This window comes from Flavobacteriales bacterium (assembly GCA_016716605.1).
Lineage (GTDB): Bacteria > Bacteroidota > Bacteroidia > Flavobacteriales_F > PHOS-HE28 > PHOS-HE28.
Window position 1 is genome coordinate 223,351 of the sequence record JADJWA010000002.1, and the last position, 21,081, is coordinate 244,431.

Annotated in this window: 16 protein-coding genes and 2 pseudogenes; 3 read left to right on the top strand and 15 right to left on the bottom strand. The window is 60.8% G+C overall.

Going from position 1 to position 21,081, the window contains the following annotated elements:
* Positions 1–12: 12 nt before the first annotated feature.
* Complete coding sequence (locus IPM12_15960; protein ID MBK9149301.1) at positions 13–4,335, bottom strand: CusA/CzcA family heavy metal efflux RND transporter; 4,323 nt, start codon at positions 4,333–4,335, stop codon at positions 13–15.
* A gap of 113 nt (positions 4,336–4,448) precedes the next feature.
* On the bottom strand, positions 4,449–4,814 hold the full coding sequence (locus IPM12_15965) for a hypothetical protein (GenBank protein ID MBK9149302.1): 366 nt from the start codon (positions 4,812–4,814) through the stop codon (positions 4,449–4,451).
* Positions 4,815–5,102: 288 nt separating this feature from the next.
* Here IPM12_15965 and IPM12_15970 point away from each other — a divergent pair.
* Positions 5,103–6,134, top strand: a pseudogene (locus IPM12_15970) (methylmalonyl-CoA mutase).
* A 152-nt stretch (positions 6,135–6,286) separates the two neighbouring features.
* Here the strand turns inward: IPM12_15970 and IPM12_15975 are convergent.
* Positions 6,287–8,810: pseudogene (locus IPM12_15975) on the bottom strand (DEAD/DEAH box helicase family protein).
* Positions 8,811–9,078: 268 nt separating this feature from the next.
* On the opposite strand from IPM12_15975, the gene IPM12_15980 reads away from it, so the two are divergent.
* Positions 9,079–9,780 carry a hypothetical protein gene (locus IPM12_15980; GenBank protein MBK9149303.1) on the top strand — a complete coding sequence of 234 codons (702 nt, stop codon included), beginning with the start codon at positions 9,079–9,081 and terminating at the stop codon, positions 9,778–9,780.
* Positions 9,781–9,913: 133 nt separating this feature from the next.
* On the opposite strand, the gene IPM12_15985 is transcribed toward IPM12_15980, so the two are convergent.
* The 4 genes from IPM12_15985 to IPM12_16000 form a co-directional block, all read right to left on the bottom strand.
* Positions 9,914–10,252, bottom strand: a complete 339-nt coding sequence (locus IPM12_15985; protein ID MBK9149304.1) for a hypothetical protein — start codon at positions 10,250–10,252, stop codon at positions 9,914–9,916.
* Complete coding sequence (locus IPM12_15990; protein MBK9149305.1) at positions 10,249–10,461, bottom strand: hypothetical protein; 213 nt, start codon at positions 10,459–10,461, stop codon at positions 10,249–10,251. Before IPM12_15990 ends, IPM12_15985 begins: the two co-directional genes overlap by 4 nt.
* 227 nt (positions 10,462–10,688) lie before the next feature.
* Positions 10,689–11,126, bottom strand: a complete 438-nt coding sequence (locus IPM12_15995) for a type II toxin-antitoxin system PemK/MazF family toxin (protein ID MBK9149306.1) — start codon at positions 11,124–11,126, stop codon at positions 10,689–10,691.
* A gap of 25 nt (positions 11,127–11,151) precedes the next feature.
* Positions 11,152–11,367, bottom strand: a complete 216-nt coding sequence (locus IPM12_16000; protein MBK9149307.1) for a hypothetical protein — start codon at positions 11,365–11,367, stop codon at positions 11,152–11,154.
* 192 nt (positions 11,368–11,559) lie between these two features.
* Here IPM12_16000 and IPM12_16005 point away from each other — a divergent pair, with 192 nt between their 5' ends.
* Positions 11,560–12,201, top strand: a complete 642-nt coding sequence (locus IPM12_16005; protein MBK9149308.1) for a hypothetical protein — start codon at positions 11,560–11,562, stop codon at positions 12,199–12,201.
* On the opposite strand, the gene IPM12_16010 is transcribed toward IPM12_16005, so the two are convergent.
* The 8 genes from IPM12_16010 to IPM12_16045 form a co-directional block, all read right to left on the bottom strand.
* A complete protein-coding gene (locus IPM12_16010; GenBank protein ID MBK9149309.1) occupies positions 12,198–12,821 on the bottom strand; it encodes a hypothetical protein in 624 nt (207 codons plus the stop codon). The two genes, IPM12_16005 and IPM12_16010, sit on opposite strands and share 4 nt — an antisense overlap.
* An 89-nt stretch (positions 12,822–12,910) precedes the next feature.
* Positions 12,911–14,308 carry a gliding motility-associated C-terminal domain-containing protein gene (locus IPM12_16015; GenBank protein ID MBK9149310.1) on the bottom strand — a complete coding sequence of 466 codons (1,398 nt, stop codon included), beginning with the start codon at positions 14,306–14,308 and terminating at the stop codon, positions 12,911–12,913.
* Between the two features lie 158 nt (positions 14,309–14,466).
* Entirely contained in the window at positions 14,467–15,216 is a 750-nt protein-coding gene (locus IPM12_16020; GenBank protein ID MBK9149311.1) for a hypothetical protein, read from the bottom strand.
* 89 nt (positions 15,217–15,305) lie between these two features.
* Positions 15,306–15,986, bottom strand: a complete 681-nt coding sequence (locus IPM12_16025; protein ID MBK9149312.1) for a class I SAM-dependent methyltransferase — start codon at positions 15,984–15,986, stop codon at positions 15,306–15,308.
* Positions 15,987–16,267: 281 nt separating this feature from the next.
* A complete protein-coding gene (locus IPM12_16030; GenBank protein MBK9149313.1) occupies positions 16,268–17,959 on the bottom strand; it encodes a hypothetical protein in 1,692 nt (563 codons plus the stop codon).
* A 376-nt stretch (positions 17,960–18,335) separates the two neighbouring features.
* Complete coding sequence (locus IPM12_16035) at positions 18,336–18,977, bottom strand: T9SS type A sorting domain-containing protein (GenBank protein ID MBK9149314.1); 642 nt, start codon at positions 18,975–18,977, stop codon at positions 18,336–18,338.
* Positions 18,978–19,004: 27 nt separating this feature from the next.
* Entirely contained in the window at positions 19,005–19,319 is a 315-nt protein-coding gene (locus IPM12_16040; GenBank protein ID MBK9149315.1) for a hypothetical protein, read from the bottom strand.
* A 376-nt stretch (positions 19,320–19,695) separates the two neighbouring features.
* The gene (locus tag IPM12_16045) at positions 19,696–21,003 is read right to left on the bottom strand and encodes a DUF5103 domain-containing protein (protein MBK9149316.1); all 1,308 of its coding nucleotides are present in this window, start codon (positions 21,001–21,003) and stop codon (positions 19,696–19,698) included.
* Positions 21,004–21,081 lie beyond the last annotated feature (78 nt).

The following is a 21,081-nucleotide window of genomic DNA, read 5'->3' on the forward strand; positions in this document are numbered from 1 at the left end:
GTCTATGCGGTCTTAGAGCCCATTGAGGGCACGGAGGTGGAGGACGGTAAGTGCGAGCTCGTAACGCACGCGCAGGTGCTCGGCGTTGAGTTGAAAGGCCTGCTCGATGCCTTGGGTGAATTGGAAGTAGTCGGCTTCGCCCGCGCGATAGGCACGCAGGGCATCGTCGCGCAGGGTAGCGCCCAGCGCGGCACCGGTGCTTTCATAGTAGGCGAGGCTCTCGCGCAATTGGGTGAGCTGCGCTTGCGTGGTGGCCCGCTCGCTGCTGCGCTGTCGGCGAGCGGCTTCCAGTTCCTGCGCGGCGATCTCGCTGCGCAAACGTGCCGCCGAGGTGCGCCCGCCCTGGCCGCTGCCGGGCAGGGGGATCGAAGCACCGATGAGGAAGCCCGAAAAGGGCGACGTGCCATCGAAGGTCTGGTAGAAGCCGCCGCCCTGCAGGCTGGGTGCCCATTGGCTGCGTTGCAGTTTCCATTCGGCCTCGGCCACCTGCGTGCGCTGCTGCAAGGAGAGCAGGAGCGGGTCGTTGCCGCCGCCGGGATCCGGCGCTCGTGCAGTGTTGAGCAATTCCTCGGGCACCGGCACGGCACCACTGAGCGGGCCCGTCCAGCGTTCCACTTCCACCTGGTAGGCCACCAGATCGGCCTGTGCCTGGCGCAAGCGCACCTTCACCTGCTCGGCGCGGCTTTGCGCGCTGGTGCTTTCCAAGCGGCCGGTCTCACCGAGCTCGAAGCGCTGCCGTGCGAAGGCCGCCATGGATGCGTACGCGCTGTCCAGCTGTTGCAGGATACGCACCTGTTCAAGGCCCATGGCCCATTGCAGGTAGGCCCCGCCCACGCTCTCCTTCACGTAGGCCGCCGTATTCAGCTTTTCATTCTCCGCAAGGTGCAGGCTTTCCTTCAGGTAGGCCGCGCGGCGGGCAATGGTGGTGGGAAATGCGAACCCGGTATTGGCTTCCAGGATAATGTCCTTCGGATACGGCCCCTGGGTCTGGCCACGAGAGAATTGCGCGTTGAGCGGCTGCAGCCCGAAGGCCGTGCCACGCAGGGCATCCTGTTCCTGCACACGCAGTTCCGCAGCGGTCATGCTCGGATGGGTGCGCAAAGCGCGTGCGATCGCCGTGTCCATCGGCATTGGTTCCTGCGCGCTGCTGGTGCCACCGATCATGATCAACAGCACGGTCGCGACGATCAGCGGTGCGTTCGCCTTGCCGCCATTGGCATCGTTGCGCTTCCTGCCTCCGCCCATGAAGAGCAGATAGAGCACCGGCAGCACCATGAGGGTGAGTGCCGTGGCGGTGATGAGGCCTCCGATCACCACTGTGGCCAGGGGGCGTTGCACTTCCGCGCCCGCGTTGCCGCTCAAGGCCATGGGCAGGAAACCGAGGGAGGCCACCGCCGCTGTCATCAGCACGGGACGCAGCCGTGTGCGGGTGCCTTTCAACACGCGCTCCTTCAGGTCGCTGATGCCTTCCTTCTCCAGTTGGTCGAAGGTGGCGATGAGGACGATGCCGTTGAGCACCGCCACGCCGAAGAGCGCGATGAAGCCCACGCCCGCACTGATGCTGAACGGCATGCCGCGCGCCATGAGCGCGAGCACACCGCCGATGGCGCTCATGGGGATGGCGGTGTAGATCAGCAGGGCGCGCTTCACGCTGTTGAAGGTGAAGAAGAGCAGCAGGAAGATGAGGGCCAGCGCGATGGGCACCGCCAGCATCAGGCGTTTGCTCGCTGCCCGCAGGTTCTCGAAGGTGCCGCCGAAGGTGTAGTAGTAGGCCGCGGGCATGCGCACCTCGGCATCAATGCGGCCTTGGAGCTCTTCCACGAAGCTTTCCACGTCACGGCCACGGATGTTCACGCCCACGGCGATGCGGCGCTTGGCATCCTCGCGGCTGATCTGGGCCGGGCCGGGTGTCAAGGACACATCGGCCACCTGCTGCAACTGGATCTGTCCGCCACCGGGCAGCGCCACGAAGAGGGTGCGCACATCGTCGATGCTCTGTCGCTGCTGGTCACCGAGGCGCACCACCAGATCGAAGCGGCGCTCGTTCTCGTAAATGACGCCGGTGGCCTCGCCGGCGAAGGCCGTGCGCACCGTACGGTTCAGTTCGCGGATGTTGAGGCCGTACTGCGCTACCCGTGCACGATCATAGGTGATGGTGATCTGGGGCAGGCCCACCACCTTTTCCACTTGCGGTTCACCCGCACCCTGCACTTCGCCGATGATCGCCGCAACCTTGTTCGCGATCACTGCGAGGGTGTCCATGTTCTCACCGTAGATCTTCACGGCCACGTCCTGCCGTATGCCGGTCATCAGTTCGTTGAAGCGCATCTGGATGGGTTGGGTGGCTTCGTAGAACACGCCGGGTACCTGCCTCAAGGCTTGCAGCATGGTGTCCTGCAAAGCCTCGCGGTCGTGCGCGGTGGTCCATTCGTCCTTGTCCTTCAAGATGATCATGAGGTCCGTGGCTTCGGGGGGCATGGGGTCCGTGGGGATCTCGGCGCTGCCGGTGCGGCCCACCACCTGCTTCACCTCCGGGAATTGCAGCAGGATCTTCTCCACCTTGGCGTTGTTGGCGATGCTCTGGCTGAGCGATGCGCCCTGCGGCAGGATGCTGTGGAAGGCGAAGTCGCCCTCTTCCAATGTGGGAATGAACTCGCCGCCCATGCGTGCGAACAGGAAGACCGAGCCGATGAACAGCGCCACGGCCACACCCACGGTCTTGATCCGGTTGCGCAAGGCGAAGCCGATGATGGGATCGTACCACTTCTGGAAACGATCCATCATGCGGTCGCTGAAGTTGGGTTTGTGCGCCGTGTTGCGAGGCAGCACCAGCGCGCTCATCATGGGCACGTAGGTGAGCGAGAGCAGTAGCGCACCCAGGATGGCGAAGCTGACGGTGATGGCCATGGGGCGGAACATCTTGCCCTCGATGCCCACCAGTGTGAGGATGGGGATGTACACGATCAGGATGATGATCTCGCCGAAGGCCGCGCTCGTCCGGATCTTGCTGGCGCTCACGAAAACCTCGCGGTCCATCTCCTCACGGGTAAGGATCTTTCCCTTGAAGCGCGCATGCAGGTGGTGCAGGGTGGCCTCCACGATGATCACGGCGCCGTCCACGATCAATCCGAAATCGATGGCACCAAGCGACATCAAATTGCCGCTGACGCCGAAGGCGTTCATGAGGATGATGGCGAAGAGCATGCACAGTGGGATCACCGAGGCCACGATGAGGCCCGCGCGCCAGTTGCCCAGAAAGAGCACCAGCACGAAGATCACGATCAACGCGCCCTCGATCAGGTTCGTCTTCACCGTGCCGATGGCCCGCCCTACCAGTTCGCTGCGCACCAGATAGGGTTCGATCAACAGTCCTTCCGGCAGGGCCTTCTGCACGTTCGGTATGCGCGCTTCAATGGCCTTCACCACCTCGGCACTGTTGCCACCCTTCAGCATCATCACCGTGCCGCCCACCGCTTCGCCTTCGCCATTGCGGGTGAGCGCACCGTAACGCGGGGCCGCACCGAAGCCCACCTCGGCCACATCGCCCACCAGGAGCGGCACACCGCCGGGCGGGATCTTCACCACCACCTTGCGGATGTCGTCCAGCGTGCGCAGCAGGCCTTCGCCCCGGATGCTGTAGCTGTTGGGGCGTTTTTCGATGTAGGCGCCGCCGGTGTTCTCGTTGTTGCTCTCCAGCGCGAGCAGTAGCTCACCGATGGTGACGCCCATGCTTTGCAAGCGCTTGGGGTCCACGCTCACCTCGTACTGCTTCACCTCGCCGCCGTAGCTGTTCACCTCGGCCACGCCGGGTGTGCCCAGCAGTTGCCGCACAACGATCCATTCCTGGATGGTGCGCAGCTCGCTGGGGCTGAAGGTGCCCTCGTACCCTTCCTTGGGGTGCAGCACATACTGGTACACCTCGCCCAGCCCGGTGCTTACCGGTGCCATGGCCGGTGTGCCCACCCCGGGGGGTATCAGTGCGGCGGCCTCGCCCAGACGCTGGTCCACCAAGGTGCGGGCGAAGTACACGTCCACGTCCTCATCGAACACGATGGTGACCAGGCTGAGCCCGAAGCGGCTGATGGAGCGGATCTCCACCAGGTCGGGCAGGCTGGCCATGGCCCGCTCGATGGGCGCGGTAACGAACTGTTCCACCTCCTGCGCGGCCAGCGTAGGGGTGGTGGTGATCACCTGCACTTGGTTGTTGGTGATGTCGGGAACCGCATCGATCGGCAATTGCGTGAGCGAGTACGCCCCGTAAAGCACCAGCACGAGCGTGAAGAGCCCTATGATGGCCTTGTTGTGTATGGAGAACCGGATGATCCTGTCGATCATGGATGGAAAAGCTTGGGAATGGAAGGAAGGACGAATGCGGAACGCGGGTGCGCAATGGCCCCGGTCCGTGCCGAAGCACGGTGCGTTCCCGTTCCGCCGAAGGGCGGATCAACTCAAGCCTTGGGAGGGATCCACACGTTGCCCGTGAAACCACTGGGCGCAACGTTCAGGACCTGTGCACCCACCGGGGTGGTGAGCGGTTGCAGGGAGATCAGGAGAGACCTGTTCACCGGTGAAAGCGCGACCAGGCCACTGCACGCGCAGAACTCGCCGTGGCAATCCTCGCTGAACGGATCGTGGTCGTGCTCATCGTGTTGCTGATCGCCGGTGTGCTCGTTGTGGAAGAGGTCGTGGAAGTCCTCACTGGTATGCTGCTCCAGAAAGTGCATCACCACCTGCGGCACATGCAGCCACTCATGCATATCCGTGGCACTGAAGCCGTAGAGGGCAAGGGTGAGGAGGAAGAGCAGGCGGCGCATTGGGACAAAAGTACACGTTCAACGTGGTACAATGGATCTGCGTGAGCGGGCGAAGCGGCAGCCCGGCGCTGGAAGGGCCTTGCAACCACGAGCAGCGAGGAGGCCGACGAAGGAGGACCCCGCAGCGCCGTGGATGCTGGCCCTGACAAGTCCGGCTAAAGCGAAGCACGCGACCCCGAGGCTTTTGCGAGGGGGCACGCCCAACCCTTCGACAAGCTCAGGGCGGGCATAACCACCAGGCGCAGAACAACGATCTTCAGCACCGAGCCTGCCTACCGGACAGGCAGGTTCGCGCTGCGTTTGATGGGCGACGTTCAGCAGTACTTCATCGACCAGAAGGTCCGCAACTTCTACAGCGTCAGCATCAGCGGCTACCACATCGCGGAGGCTGGCGCCAACCCCATCAGCCAGCTCGCCTTCACGCTCGCCAACGGCTTCACCTACGTGGAGTACTACCTCAGCCGGGGCATGGACATCAACGCCTTCGCGCCCAACCTGAGCTTCTTCTTCAGCAACGGCATGGACCCCGAGTACGCCGTGATGGGCCGCGTGGCGCGCCGCCTCTGGGCCAAGGCGCTCAAGCACCGCTACGGCGCCGACGAGCGCAGCCAGATGCTGAAGTACCACATCCAGACCAGCGGCCGCAGCCTCCACGCGCAGGAGATCGACTTCAACGACATCCGCACCACGTTGCAGGCGCTCTATGCGATCTACGACAACTGCAATTCGCTGCACACCAACGCCTACGACGAGGCCATCACCACGCCCACCGAGGAGAGCGTGCGCCGCGCCATGGCCATCCAGCTCATCATCAACAAGGAGCTCGGCCTGGCCAAGAACGAGAACCCGCTGCAGGGCTCCTTCATCATCGAAGAGCTCACCGACCTGGTGGAAGAAGCCGTGCTCACCGAGTTCGACCGCATCACCGAGCGCGGCGGCGTGCTGGGCGCCATGGAGACCATGTACCAGCGCAGCCGCATCCAGGAGGAAAGCCTCTATTACGAAACGCTGAAGCACACGGGCGAATACCCGATCATCGGGGTGAACACGTTCCTCAGCAGCAAGGGCTCACCCACCATCCTGCCGAAGGAAGTGATCCGGGCGACGGAGGAAGAGAAGGAGGCGCAGATCGCCACGGTGGAGAACCTGCGCGCGGCTTACAGCGAAGAAGCGGCGAAGGCGATCAAGGATCTGCAGCAAGCCGCGATCAAGAATGAGAATATGTTCGAGGTGTTGATGGAGGCGACGAAGTATTGCAGCCTTGGGCAGTTGACGGCGGCGATGTTCGAGGTGGGGGGGCAGTACCGGAGGAATATGTGATGAGTTTGGACGTGCCCCTCCGCAAAGCCTCCGGGTCGCGCTTTCCGCTGCAAGTCCTCGCCTGGATTACCAGCCTCCGGGCTTTCCTCTTCAATCGCTCACGCGAAACGACAGCATTGGCCTAGATACATGTGTGGGCTGTTAGGAGCATTCTAACCATGGTATTTAACGGGTGCTTCCGAATAATCCTCCTTGAGCTGCGCAGGCTTGAGCTTGTGAACATCTATCCACTCCTGAAGCTTCGCATCGCTCAACGCGTCAAAATCGTACTCCCTGAACTCCTTGAAGAACGCTTGAACATTTGTCTTCAAGGACTTGAGCTTCCCTTTCTTCACGATCCGTACATCATGCGTGAAGTGAGTAGCACGTCCAAGCTTCCGGGTCACGATGACCATGAACCTTGAAACTGGTATTCCCCCATACTTCTCCTCGAACCAAGCGCAGTGCGTGTTCATTTGACCACCCTCGTCCTTGACAATCTCCTCCCGGTCTTCCTTTACGTCGCTCTTGCATTCGAATATCAGGTAATCACTAGGCTCGCAGTACCACAAGTTGTCCGGTCCCTCTTTGAATTCGTTGTCGGGCCGCTGACTGATGAACCCCAATGCGCGCCTAGTTCCTTCATCGCACCTTCGAACTTATCCGCAGGTGTTCCGAAGGAGAGATTGGCAACCATACTATCCACGGCCAGCATTAACTCGGAATAGCTCCCGTGTCTCTTTGCATAGGTTCGAATTCGCTCTAAGCGCGTGGATGCGATCGCCTCAACCTTTCTATAGCTCACACCCTCTCTTGGCTTGAGCAATCTCAAGTTCCTTGAGTAGGCGGCAAGTTGAAGTTGATTCGACTCAGCCTTGCTCAACCAATGCTTGTGTCTCGCCTGGAGTTGCAAGTACCAGCCCTTCTCGGAATCGCTTAAGTCTGAGCTATCGGCGATTGTCTGCAAGATCTCGCAAGAACGATCGTGTTTACCGGCATGAGCGTATTCCTCCGCCTTGCGCTCAGCTTCGAGTAGGCTGTAGATGGTCGAAGGCGCTTGGTGTTCGGTAATTGAGTCCATGCTTGACACGTAGTATTCCTTCCAGCCTTCATCGCGACCGAGGGATTGCCCAATCAATGAACGTATCACATCAAATGGCTGTCTTGCCTTGTCGATGTCACTTTCGGCCATCTTGGCAATCTCCAGACCTATCTCAATTTGCTTTCTGGTCTGTGGGGAGAAGTACTTGTTCGTTTGCCCGCTACGGATGAACTTGACTAGGTCACCGCCGATGAGAATGATACAGCAGTAATCCTTCTCACCTCGTACACTTCTTCCAAGCCCCTGCTCAATTCGTTGGGCTAGCCGAATGTTCATTGTGTCACTCGATGCCCTACAGCTCTCTTCATATCTATCGATGAGGGAGATGGAGAACGGAAGACCATCAATGATGAGGATCCTGCATGCTTCATCAGGAAGATCAATCCCGTCGTATCGGTTGACAATGACGAGGGTGCTATCGAAGTTCCCCTTCTTGAGCGATTCAATGAGCGCCAGTATCTCCCCAGGTCTTGCGACCTTGGAGTCATAGGTTTCGTAGTCCTCAGATTTTCGATAGCTCGAAACCAAGGCAACCACACCATACCGCTTGTGAGATGGCTTGGCAAATTGAGCAATCACAGTGTCGCGTTCGATGGACTCATCAATGAGCCAAGGAATGAGCAACATCTTTTCTCCGGACCATTTTGGAGTTTCACTTGACAACGGCTTGAGTACGGCATCAATACCAAAGCCCAGACCCTTAATGAAGAACGAATCATCCTGTGTAGTTGCGGACATGAGGACTCTCTGGCGGGCACTCGCAAACGACCCGAACATTGATACTGGGATGTAGTGCGGGCTAATCTCAACTTCGGAGCCGGTGAAGAAACAGTGGCAGTTCTCTAGTGAATCCTTGATGAGCGGCCAGGCAAACTTTACATAGGGTTGCTCACCGTGTCGGAGAAGGAGTTGGAGTACCTCAGAACTGCGGTCTATCCAATTCCAGTAGGGCACAGGTAGGAGTGCGTCTGGCGAGCCTTGTTGAATCTCCAACAGAGTGCCCGCGCCTTGAGTCACTAGATCCTCGGCGAACAGGGCTAACAGCTCGCGGTAGAGTGCCTCCGTCTTTAGAACGCGAACGGTAAATGAACTTCGAATGGCATCAATGCATGCGTGAATCATCCAAGATGACATTGTCCACTGGCATCGATTTGTTCAGAAGTCCGAAGATGGTCTTGCCATTGAACAGCTTCTGAACGTGGGTGACAAGAATCTTCTTGCCGTTGGTAAAGTCATTCGGGAATGCATTGTCTGCTTCGATCTCACAGAGGCCTATCCCCGAATTTGGCCGCTTCGGTCTTCACCTGCTCAACGAGCTGCTTGTTTGGGCATACGAACATGCACTTCTCGTTGCTGGAGTTAATGCGGGACTGCAGAATGAGCAGACCAATAAGGGTCTTTCCTTCGCCTGTGTGGAGTTTCACGATGAGGTCCTTGTCCTCCCTCCTTGCATCGTACCACTTATTGAGAATTTCCACTTGAGCAGGTCGCAGTGGACCTGCAACGCTCTTCCGATCAAGTGTCTGGTATATCTCAACGGGGTGAACCTTCCGTTCACCTTGCTTTTCGACCAGTTTCTTTTTGAAGTCAACCATGACACTAGGATAAGGACGATTCTCTGACTTCACAGGTCCCAAGCGCAGCTAACCAAGAATTCACCTCGCCCACGCCTGGTACCTCGTCGGCGCGATCCAGACCGCCGAAGTGTCTCCCGTCGTCGTCGACCCTGCGTCTGCTGAACCGCCCGATACCCCATACCAAGCAACCCCATTCCCCGTTGTTCGTTCAAGGCCGCGAGCCACGATCGTTCAATCACATACCCCGGAGCAGGTGGTGCGCGAAGCCTTTCGCGACCTACCCGCCATGTGGAACAAGCTGAAGCGGCCCATTGAACGCTTGCAGCGGCGGATGCGCGTGGATAAGTCCCTGCGCATGGAGCCGCAGTTGTTCGAGTACCGCAGTCACGAGGGGAACAACTGGCTGGTGGCCATGCTGCCCTCGAAGAAGGTATTGCAGATCGCCCCCTTCGTGTGGTACCGCGGCGAGGATGGCTACTACCGGGCGGCACGCATCGTAGGTGATGGCGTGTGCTTCCACATCAGCCACCATGTATTCGAGCAGTACGCGGCCCGCTTCAACCGTACCAGCGACGGCCTCACCCGTATGAAGGAGTTCATCCGCGAGAACATGGACTTCGGCGTGGAGTACTGTTTGGACAATGACGAGGTGCGCGTAGGCGTGAAGCACGGCTACATCATCGGCAGATGGGTGATACCCCACAAGCTGGCACAACTCATCACCTTCGTGGACCACGGCAAGCTCTTCCAAGAGCAATTGGAGCAGATGGACCGTTTGGACCAACAACGGGCGGAGGGGCCTGCGGCCTACCCGCACACCCGGTCGCAAGGTGAAGCCGTGGGACCTGCCACCGCCCACCGCTTAGCCTGTCACAAGACTTTCCTTATTCGGGTGTGGCCTGCGACCGCGCCCCACGTGCGCCGAAGCCCGCTAGCCTCCGGCTATCCACTACCCGACCGCTCTGCAGCCTGCCGCATCGCCTGTTGACCTCCATGCCCCATAACAACGAAAGGCCCGAAGGCCCCAACGCTGAAAACAGGAGATGATGAATAAGCGACCGGTTGAACGCCGGTGCATCATAGAAGGTTCTAGCCGTACACCCGCGACCGCATCACGATGCTCATGGCCCCGAGACCGGCGGCACCCACGGCGCGCACCCGGAAGCCGCACGCCGGGAGGCAGGTCGCGGATGAGGAGGCGACGCGGTGCAGCTCCCGATCACGTCTTCGGACACGAGCTTCACCCGCGCCAACGCCCAACGTTGCAAGGCTTCTATCTCGGCCAGCGACTTACGCGCGCTTTTGGCCATCTTCGGGCGCAAGCGCACAAGCTCCTCTGTGATGTACGATGGTGCTATGAGCGTGAAAGCCGCAGGTGCTTCGTGGAACGTCTCGGCGACCAGACCATCCTTGCTCAACACCGCGCTGAAAAGGATGTTGGCGTCCACTACCAGCTTCACGGCAGGAAGCGCTTCTTGTTCTTGCGCCACCAGTTGCTCTTGGCGTCCTTGGCCAGCGCGTCAATGTTCTTCTGCGTCGCCCTGGATCCTTTGAGGAGTTCCAGATGCCTGAGGTAGTCGAGCACGCGTTGCACCTTATCGGTGTCCCACCCGCCTTTGAGTGCGATCACCAACTCATCCTGTTGGTTGCGCTTGATGTCGAGTGACATGGTGCTTCAAAGATAGATGGCCTGGCCAAGAACGAGAACCCGCGAAGGCTCCTTCCTCATCGAAGAGCTCACCGACCTGGTGGAAGAGAGAGCCTGCCCCGGCCTGCGATCCGGGGTGCGCCTCTTCGCCAGCCTGCCCTGCCCCGGATTAAACTCCGGGGTCATCCGGGGCGACCACTCCGCTAGCCTGCCCCGGAGTTCATCCGGGGCAACCATGGACCAGCACTTCAAGACCTGCGAATGCAAGCCACTGACCATTCCGTCGGAGGTCGCTGGCCCAAAGGCCGAATACCTGGAGTGGCATCGGGAGGAGATGTTCGGGAAGCAGGATCCTCAGCCCAGCCACTTCCGCAGGCGCTCCTTGATCTCGCGGAGCGTGCCCGGCGAGACTTCGCCATGGCACCTTGCACCACCCGATCAGGCAGGGTGGTGAGTTGCGCGACACGCACCACGCTTTCCATGCGCAGGCCGGTCCGGTGGAAGTCCGGATGCCTGGCGTCGATGACCACGTCCAAGTCCTTCACCGCGCGTTGCACCTGGGAACTCACTGCGCAAACCAGCCAGTCGTTGAACGGAGGCACGGCGCCGAGGATGACGGCAGGCCGCATCTTGCGCTGGCCGTCGCCCTGAACGAAGGTCCAGCGAACCACATCGCCGGGTTTCATTTCCCGTAGTTCGGGTTCGGCTCCTTCAGCACCAAGCCACTGATGTCCGGCTCGTCCTCGCCATACGCTGCTGCACCAAGACGCTGGCCGCAGCGATCAGGTCCTCGTCATGTTCCTCCTTGGTCTGCGCTGACCTCGCCCGGAGCAATTCCAGCAGGCGCTTCACCTTGGTGAGCACGCTCGCATCGTTCGTGTTCACGAGCGTTTCGACCAGTTCAAGTTTCAGGGCCTGAATGTCCATGATGCTCAAAAGTACGGCCTCATCACCTTCGTTACCGAGCTACGGCTACTCTGTGCCCCCGCATCTGGGCGTAGCCTGTGGGTACAGTCCATCATGACTGGTATTTGGCCCCTCCCAGCCCACCAAGCCCCCAGCGCCAGCGCTCAATGCTGGAACCCCGGTTCCCCATGGGCCGTTCAAGGCCGCGATCCCATGATCGTTCAAACACATAGCCCGGAGCAAGTGGTGCGCGAAGCCTATAGCGACCTGCCCGCCATGTGGAACAAGATGAAGGACCCCATTGCGCGCTTACAACGGCGCATGCGCGTGGATAAGTCCTTGCGCATGGAGCCCCAGCTCTTCGGGTACCGCTCGCATGCGGGGAACAACTGGCTCATCGCCATACTGCCCGCCAAGAAGGCGCTCAGCATCGCTCCCTTCGTGTGGTACCGTGGCACGGATGGCTACTACCGGGCCGCGCGCATCATGCAGGATGGCGTTAGTTACCATATCAGCCACCACGTGCTGGAGCAGTACGCGAAACGATTCAACCCAACGGGCGATGGCTTTGTCCGTCTGAAGGAGTTCATCCGCGAGAACATGTCCTTCGGAACCGAGTACAACCTCGATGGCAACGACGTGCGCGTGGGCATTACCCAAGGCTACATCATCGGCACCTGGGTGGTGCCGCATCAGGTGGCGCAGCTCATCACCTTCGTTGACCACGGCAAGCTGCACGCCGACCAACTGGAGCAGATGGACCGTTTGGACCAGCAGCGGTTCGAGAGCCTGCGTCCTGCCCGCATTCCCGGTAGCCACGTGAAGCCCTGGGACCTTCCGCGGCCATCCGCTTAGGCAGGCATCCGGTTGCAGCCACCGGTGAACATTGCACCACCGGGCATTCGTCCGCCAGCGCCGACGCCTCCTGTGGCGCCGATCAAGGCTCGGTCATCCCAAGAAAGGTGGTCATCGGCGAACGCAGCCGCGCAACAACGGTCGATACAGTTGAGCGTCGCGGGCGTGAACAAGGAACTGAAGCCCTGCACCTGCAGCAATGTGCTGATGGGCGGTAATAGGCAAGAGCTGCAATCAGAAGGCTTCAGGCTGCTGTGACCCGCCGGCTGGCAATCACTTCCACCAGCCCCAACCCCCGCGATGAGCCCTTGCAACCAGAAGAGCTCCGTCATCAGCACTTGTACACCGATCCAGATCAAGGAGATGGCACCCAGGATCAGCGCCGCGTGCGCCGTGATGGGGGAACGACGAACGGTCAGCACAAAGCCGACCAAGTGGCCAACACCCAGCATTCCGAAGAGGACAGCTCCAGGCCAAAAGAAGTCGGCGAAGAGCGTGCTGTGCATGAAGTCGCGCGGCAGCTGAAGCAGCGATCCATCAGGCGCCAGCATCAGCAGCAGGCCGCCAGCCATGGCGTTCAGCGCAAGGAAGCCTTGAATGACCAGTAATGCAGTGCGCATGGGACGAATTTGGTGATCGCCGAGGAAGAAGGCAATGACGGCGATGATCCACGCGCGGAATGCTCGAAATGATCGGCGATATCAACGGATCAGGCACACGTGCCCGCTGATCTGGAGATCCATGGAGGTGGAGCGATCACGTGCTCGTCCGCGCCAGGCGTACACCCCGTCGGGCACCGGTGATCCCTGCGCAGTGCCATCCCAAGCCGCATCGCGCCCCGTGGCCGTGAAGAGCGCCCTCCCCATCGATCGTAGACGGTGAGTTCCAAGGTGGCGCCCGGGTTGGCCATCCACAGCGGTTGCCAGCGATCGTTGATGCCGTCGTTGTTCGGGGTGAAGGCATTCGGAGCGAACACCGGCGAGGCGCAAGCATCTGCCACCAAGATGGAGGCCGTTGCCGGACAATGCTCCGGTGCCGATACCTGCACGGTATAGATCCCCGCTTGTTGCACCGCGATCGCCGCCGTGCTCGCGCCGGTGGACCAGCTCACCGAAGAATTCACCGGCAAGGGGCCCGGGTCGAGCACGAGCAAGGGGTCCGCGCAGAAATCGGCCACCGTATCGTTGGGCAGGTGGAGTTGCAAGGGCTCTGCGAGATGCACAAGGATGGTATCGGACACGATGCATCCGTTGAGGTCCTGGCGAACGCTGTACACGCCAGCGCTGTCGGCCACGATGGAGGTTCCTTCTTCACCCGTGGACCAGGTGTAGGTGGCGCCATCGACAGGATCCTGCACGGCCAGCGTCACCGCATCGCACGCGTTGATGTCCGGCCCGAGCTGCGGCGCTGCGACCGCTTGCACGCTCACATCGTCCACGAAGTAATAGCTGTAGAAGGTGAGCGGGAAACTCGTGGGCACCTCCGTGAACACCGTTGCCGCGCCATCGCGGAAGTTCCCGATGGTGATGTATGCGAATGCCGAATCGGCCACGAAGCAGCCGTGGATGCGCGTCCAGCCGTTCTTCTGATCGAGCATCACGAGCGAGGTGTTCGTGACCTGCGGCGTGGCCGTGATCGCGAATTCGTCGGCGCGGTAAGGGGCCTGCGTGCTCAGCAGCGCACCGATGTCATTCACCGCGTACTTCGAGACATCGGCGAGGCTCACGAAGAACTCCACCGCATAGGTGGCCCCGGGGATCAGCGGCTCATCGAGTGCGCGCGTCACGTACTCGTGGTCGTTGTCCGGTGCAGCGGTGATCGGCGTGGTGGAATAGAAGCAATAGAAGCCCGCGTAGCCATTGCCGCTGCGGGCCGGCTCATAACCGGATTGGTTGTCCGGCACATTCATGCTGAAGGGAACACCGAGGCAAGCGTTGAAGTAGTCGCTGGTGCCATTGGTGGGGCGCGACCACCCCGTGGCGCGGTCGATCTGGCTCACGTAATCGGGGCATTGCGAAAAGGTCTCGAAGTCCCCGTTCGGAACGAGGTTCTGCCCTTGCGCCTGCATCAGCAGCAGGGCTGCGGGTAGGAGCTGTGCATGCCTCACGCCTTGAAGATGCGATGAACGCGGCCCCGCGTTGCTTCACTGGAGACGGACGGTTGGGCGGCATCGCGGATGGTGCGCGAACCGATGCCTGCGACTCAGGCCCCCTGAAATGCGGAAGGCTGCCCCATGGGCAGCCTTCGCATGAACGTCCCGATCGATCAGAACTTCTTGTCGATCTTCTTGATCAGCTTGGGCATCTTCTCCTGCATGTCCTTCATCAGGTTCTCAGCGGCCTCCTCGCAGAGGGGCTTGAGCTTGTCCAGGTCCATCACGGGGATCCCCTTCACCATGGCCACGGACTTCTTCGCCGGGGCGTACTCCACGAAGTTGAAGACCTTCTCCCCTTCGCTGTTGAAGAGCATGATGTTCATCACGGCGGCTACGCCGGCGGTGCCCATGCCGCCCACGGCCACCTTGGGCTGGAACTTGAAACCGAGGTTGATGAACATGACGCCATCGGCCTTGCCCTTGAAGATCTCGAGCATCTTCATCTTGTTGCTGTTCTCTTTCTTCAGCGCATTCGGGATCAGCACTTTGTAGCCCGGGTAAGGCAGGGAACCGTCCATGAGGCGGCTGCCGTCCTGATCGCTCTCGCCGAACTTGCTTACGAAGGCCTTGTACTGCTCATTGCCGATCACGTCCGCCTCCGGCACGAAGTCGAAGGTGAATTCCTTGGCGTACAGGCCGAAGAAATCATCGTGGAACTTGGCCAGCACGGAGGTGAGGTCGAAGCGGTCGTCCTTTGCCAACGTGGCCACGCCTGCCGCCAGCGAAGCATCGCCGTTCAGATCGGACGTGTCGATGTACTTGTCCACATAGCAGGTCACAACGGCCACATTCTTCTTCTGCGCGGAGAGGAAGGTGGTGCTGGCGAGGGCGAATCCAAGAAGGAGGTGTCGTACGGTCATGATCGGTTGGTGTTGGGAATGCATGTTTTTCATGCGGGCGGCGAATGTAGCCCAAGCGACAGGCGGCGGCGCCCGCGATGGCCGATTCCTCAAACGCTCGTCATCACCAGGCTCTCCGGCGTGAACCGCGCTCCAGCGAACTCGATCTCCCGCTCGCGCAGCAATGTGGTGCCGGTAGGCGTGAAACCATGGGCGCGCAGCACGCGCTCCCAATCGGCCTCTTCGTATTTCGTGAAGCCGAATGCCGTGAAAGGCATCTTCTCCATGGACGATCGCGTGCGCAGCACGGCGGTGAATGTTCCGCCCGGTTTCAGCACGCGGCGCACTTCACGCAGGTGGCTGCCCGGATCGTCCCAGAAGTAGACCACGTTGATGCAGAAGACCCGATCGAATGATGCGTCGGCGAACGGCATGCGGTCACTGGGCCCATGAGCAAGCGACAAGGCGCCGGATGCGATGAGTTCCGCATTCCGCTCCGTGGCTTGCTCCACCATCTCTTTGCTGAAGTCGAGGCCGTGCAAGCGCAAGGCCTTTGCTTGGCGCGCGAGGTCGCCGAAGAACAGGCCATTGCCGAAACCGATCTCGAGCACGCTCATGCCGTCGCGCAGGTCGAGCGCCTTCCAAGCGGCCTCGTAGAGCGAGCGGTTCGCCGCGTTCATGCGCTCGCCCACTTTGCGCGCCATGAAGCCGTGCGGCTTGCGCAATTGCGCGGCCATCAGCTGCGGGGTGGGACCCTTGAACAGCAAGCGCAGGAATCGGAACGGGTTCATGCGCTAAAGGTGCGTTCAGTAGCGCAAAGAAGCCCCGGCTGCTGCGGCTCATGGACTTAGAGCCTATTGGGAATCTCTTCAAACTCGTCCTCCGGTCTCTTTTCGCCCATGCTTCGCCGAAAAATGATCCCGGAGACACCCCCGGTTCTGAGACCGGGGCAGGCTGCTACGCGATGATTTCCCGGCTGCACCTGATCGAACAATCGCATCGGAGTCCTTCGTTCAAGTGATCCGAAACAGGCTCCTAGAAGGACTGGCCTGCTGCTGAACCGATCGAAGGGTCAGCGCACAACAACGCGCGTGCCCGTGGTCATCGCTGGAGTGAGCAAATGGTAAACGCCGGAGGCCATTCCGCGAAGCCCGACCTCATTCAGTCCGGCGCGTAACATGCCGCTGGCGACGATCCTGCCGTGGTGGTCAACCAGCCTGTACGGTGTCAATCGTGCCCCATTCATGATGGACAAAACCTCGCTCGCCGGGTTGTTCAACACATGCATCCCGTCCGATAGCTGCTCCTCCACGCCAGCGGAGAGCATGATGTAAGGATCGGACGTGAAGACGCAATTCGGCGAGAGCGTGAGCGTGACCGTGTAGGATCCGTTGACCAGCGGCGTATGGGTCATGCCGTTCGCACCGCCGATCGGTGAGCCGTCCAGGTACCATTGGATATCGCCACCTCCGGTGGTGACGAGGTCTGAGCCGATCAGGCTGATGACCGGTAAGCCGTCTGCTACGGGGTCTTCTGTCAGCTTGGCGATATAGGCGGTGTTGATGTCCTGATCGCCATACGCGATGATCCGTCCATCGGGCAGAGGACCGCCGCCGGTGAATACTTGGATGCCGGGCAAACCGGCGCTGACGCCCAATAGCCCGCCTGCGCCAAAGGATGCCACCAACTGTCCATTCGCATCGCGCTTGGCGAGACCGCCAAGGTTGTTCACGCGACCGAACTGCAAGGTGCTGCCGTCGGGCAGGAGCGCCACGCCATTGCCAACTCCTCCGGTATTGGTGATCTCACTGTAGCCACCGGTGCCGAAGCCGGGGTCCGGGCTGCCATCGGATAAGAAGCGCGCAACGACGGCGATATCCGAACTCGTCCGCATGCCGCTCACCAGGATCGCGCCGCTGGGCTCCACAGCCGCACCCAGCCTGCCGATTGCGCTCATCGGCACGGTCCCAACCACAAGGCCGTTAACGCCGAAGGCGGGGTCCGGGGTGCCTTCGTCATCGAATTTCGCGAGCATCAGCATGTAGTCCACACCGTTGAAGCCAGTGACGATGGAGATCACGGAGCCATCGGGCAGCATCACGCCGCAGCCCAAACCGGAAAGCGCGAAATTGGGCAATTGCACAGCTGTGATGCCGGTCTGGTTGAAAGTGGTGTCCAACGCGCCATTCTCAAGGAATCGCATGGCCCCGAGCTGGCCGGGGAATGAAGCCACCGCACAGGTGATGGTTCCATTTGGATTCACGAACACCTTATTGAAGTCCGCTGCTCCAGCGCCGAATTGAAGTCGATGGTATCCGGTGTGATTGAAGCTGGTATCCACTGCACCATCGCCATGGAACCGGTACACTCCGGGCCATTGCTCGCTGCCGAAGTTGTTCGGTGCGATCATGCCGCAGCCCACGATCTTGCCATCGGGCTGGGCAGCGATGCTGGTGCAGCGCGTGCGTTGCTCAAAGATGTGGCTCATCGTGCCTGCGCTCCCGAAACCCGGGTCGAGCGCGCCGCAAACCGGATCGATGGCGACCATCGTGATATGAATGGAGTTGGTGCCCAGATCGTAGCCATCGCCTGCCAGGATCAAGCGCCCATCGGGCATCAGCGCATGGGCCTTCAGGTTGTCCTCCGCCGCCGCCACATCCGCAGTGACAATACCACCTGTGCCGAAGACCGGAACAAGTTCGAGCGTCTGCGATGAACCGATCACGGTTCCGCACAGCAGGGCAAGGGTAGTGAGCGTTCTCATCGGAGCTGGTTTGACATCAAAGGTGACCATATTCCGAATAGAGCCGCCATAACTTTCGTTGACGATCGCCAGTGGTATCCAGGGCGTGGTCCCGGGTGCAACGTTCGTGATCGCTCCGCGGGGCGCACTTCCGCGGTTCTTCAGATGCACTGTGCATTTCGCCTCGTCTCACGGGGCTTCGCAGAAACCTGCGCCCCCTGCCCTGCTGCGGTCTGGGTCCCCGAGCTGCGCAGCGACCGCCATGCGCTCCGCCAGCATCGATCCATGGAAAAGTTGTCGACCGGCTAGCCGAAGCTCTGATCTCATACGGCAAGCCGCAGGGGTGATCAAGCTCGCTAACCCGGTACGGCGACCATCACCAGGCACTCCGGCGCGTTCACGCTTTCACGAAACGAAGCACCTCCGGTCCATCAGGCCCTTCGACGCGCAGCAGGTAGATGCCTTCCGGTAGCCCGGCCACGTCGATATGCCGGTTGTACGGGACGGACGACAGCAATTCGCCCAGCGTGTTGAGGATGTCAACGGAACCGGAATAGGAGGGATCGCCCGTGAGGTGGACCACATCGGCCGCCGGGTTCGGAGCGATCCGGAATGCATGCCGATCCTGCTCGGCGATGCCGACGTTCAGGTCCTGTGCGGTGTACAGGTCGACGATCTGCTGCTCGGTCAACGCAGTGGTCCAGATGCCCACGTCGTCGATCTTTCCATTCCATTGGCCCACGGAGGCGAATCCATAGTTATTGCCGATCTGAAGCGGATAGACCGCTGTCGAGGTGAAGTCGGGCATCGGTGAGTAATAGTCCAATGGGACTTCCACACCATTGAGGTACATCTTCAAGCGCTCGATCTCCGTGGTCCCCGGACCGAAAAAGACCATGGCCACATGGTACCACACCCCGTTGGTGATGGGCACCTGATCGTACACGCCGCCGGCTGACATGCTCCTGCTCATGTTCACCTCCAGGTCGCTGCCACTGCCGGACGAGTAGCCGATGTGCCAGCCGTCCGCGTTGTCCAAGTAATGCTCCTTGGAGATGATCCGGGACTACGAAACGTTCCCGAGCGAAAGGAACCATGCCGAGACCGTGAGCTGCGGGATGTTCACGACCGCTTGGAAATTGTAGCAATCGATGTAGCTGTTCACCCCGTTGAAGGAGTATGCCGCATTCGCCACCCCATCACGGTCGGTGGTCAGTGTGGTGTTGTATTCGCTGCCATGGTTCCCGTTGCCGCTCAGATCATCGGCATTGCCATTCAACGGGTACCACGCCTCCAGCCCGGTGGTGGGCACATAGCTTGGTAGCTGGCCGGATGCGCCCTGGACGATCAGGAGCAGCAAGAGCGCGGACGGGTATCGCATGGGTCGGTAGCGTTTGCGATAAAGGTATCGTTCGCATGGGACCGGCTCATTCAGGCTTTGCCACGGCCGTTGATCAGCAGGCAGGCATCCGCGGGACCGCTGTCCTGTGCATGTGCTGGACCATGGCGACCTACCGGCTCTCGCCTGGTTGTCGCCAGCATCGTGGGCGTGAGGTAATTCGCCTGCACCATTTGTGGCGATGCGGTGAACCCGACCAACCGCATGGAGCGCGGTTACGGGACGCGCAAGCTGAATGGGGGCACGCTGGCATGTGTGCTGGCGGTTGATTAACCGGCCCGCACTTTCACCGCTCGGTGTGCCATCTGGTGGAAAAGCAAGCGGCAGGGATGGATCCTTGCGATAAGTTGGCTAGGCGCTACCGCCGGCTGTTCACCCACCTCACCCCTACCAGCCGATCGAGGCGCTGCATGCGGTCGGTGAAATAGAGCAGCACCGTGTAGTCGTTCTCCGTCTCAAAGTGACTGCCTTCGACGGTGGTGATATCGGCCGCGCCGGTCTCGCGCGCCAGCGTCACATAGCTGAAGTCGTAGAAGCCCTGCTTGAGCAGGATCGCTGCATGGTAGGCCTTGCGCTCCGCGTCCCATTGCATGCGGAAGGCGGGCTGGCACTGCCAATCGCTGAGCTGGCCGTACACGTAGGGCTCCTGCATCAGGGGCGCTTCCATGGGCAGCACGAAATGCACGTTGAAGTAATCGGCGCCGAGCGGGTCGCCATCCACCATGTCGTTGCGCACGAGGTATTTCCCGTTGATGTCCTGCTGGCTGTTGTAGCGGCGGATGGTGCGCGGCGCCTCGGGCAGCAGCCAGGCATCGTACACGCGCTGGCCCAAGCCGGGCACGATGCGCTCGATGCGGTTGGTGATGAAGCGCTGGTCCTTCAGGTCGAAGTTGCGGAACTCGTTGCCGCCCATGAAGAGCGCTTGATCGGGGAAATCATACACCAGCTCGCTGCCACGCACGAAGCGGGGCTGCGCGCCGGTGCGGGCATCGTCCCACCGGAAGTTCTGCAGGATGGTGACATGCAGCTCGCCGAAAGGATCCTGCACCGGCAGGTTGTTGGTGTTGATGGTGAGGTCGACCTGCTGCGCAGCATCGCGCAGATCCACCTGCCGCGTGGGCGCCACGCGGGCGTTGATGCTGGTGACCGGCTCCATTACCAGCATGCGGCGCGTGAGCACCAGGTCCTCCTCATCGCCGCCGCGGTACACTTTGATGAGGTAGTTGCCGCTGCGCATGGGCCGCATGTCCATATTGGGCAGCACCAATTCATAGTGGATGAAGTTCTGCAGCGTGTTGTAGCTCTGGCGGCCCGGCGGCAGGTAGGCGTTGCCGGCGCCTTCCACATAAGTGCCCACCGGAAGGTCCGATGGCTGCCACGCGTGATCGCAATGCACCAGCGTGTATGAGAGGTCCTCGATGTCCGGCGCAAGGTCGTCGAAGCGCAGCACCACCTGCTCGTTGCTGCCCAGCTCGATGATGGGCGCCGCCAGCTCGAAGCCCGCCTTGAAGCATTGCACCGTGCGGATGGTGGGGCTGTACACGCGGTCGGGCGTGAGCGTCTCCGAAGGGCGGTAATAATCTGGATCCGCTGTGCCGCTTGTAGCGGTGGGCGTCGCACCCGCGCAGCCCAGCAGCACACACACGGCGATCGGCCATTCACGCATGCGGCGAAAGTAGCCTTGCTCGAAGCCATTGGCTCGCCTCAGCCCGCTTGGAATCGGGATTGGCCGGCTATACCTTCA

Bases quoted from the DNA above. Each gene is read 5' to 3' on its own strand.
- IPM12_15960 (MBK9149301.1), bottom strand. From the start codon at position 4,335: ATGATCGACAGGATCATCCGGTTCTCCATACACAACAAGGCCATCATA.
- IPM12_15965 (MBK9149302.1), bottom strand. From the start codon at position 4,814: ATGCGCCGCCTGCTCTTCCTCCTCACCCTTGCCCTCTACGGCTTCAGT.
- IPM12_15980 (MBK9149303.1), top strand. From the start codon at position 9,079: ATGTGGAACAAGCTGAAGCGGCCCATTGAACGCTTGCAGCGGCGGATG.
- IPM12_15990 (MBK9149305.1), bottom strand. From the start codon at position 10,461: ATGTCACTCGACATCAAGCGCAACCAACAGGATGAGTTGGTGATCGCA.
- IPM12_15995 (MBK9149306.1), bottom strand. From the start codon at position 11,126: ATGAAACCCGGCGATGTGGTTCGCTGGACCTTCGTTCAGGGCGACGGC.
- IPM12_16000 (MBK9149307.1), bottom strand. From the start codon at position 11,367: ATGGACATTCAGGCCCTGAAACTTGAACTGGTCGAAACGCTCGTGAAC.
- IPM12_16005 (MBK9149308.1), top strand. From the start codon at position 11,560: ATGATCGTTCAAACACATAGCCCGGAGCAAGTGGTGCGCGAAGCCTAT.
- IPM12_16010 (MBK9149309.1), bottom strand. From the start codon at position 12,821: ATGCGCACTGCATTACTGGTCATTCAAGGCTTCCTTGCGCTGAACGCC.
- IPM12_16020 (MBK9149311.1), bottom strand. From the start codon at position 15,216: ATGACCGTACGACACCTCCTTCTTGGATTCGCCCTCGCCAGCACCACC.
- IPM12_16025 (MBK9149312.1), bottom strand. From the start codon at position 15,986: ATGAACCCGTTCCGATTCCTGCGCTTGCTGTTCAAGGGTCCCACCCCG.
- IPM12_16030 (MBK9149313.1), bottom strand. From the start codon at position 17,959: ATGAGAACGCTCACTACCCTTGCCCTGCTGTGCGGAACCGTGATCGGT.
- IPM12_16040 (MBK9149315.1), bottom strand. From the start codon at position 19,319: ATGCGATACCCGTCCGCGCTCTTGCTGCTCCTGATCGTCCAGGGCGCA.
- IPM12_16045 (MBK9149316.1), bottom strand. From the start codon at position 21,003: ATGCGTGAATGGCCGATCGCCGTGTGTGTGCTGCTGGGCTGCGCGGGT.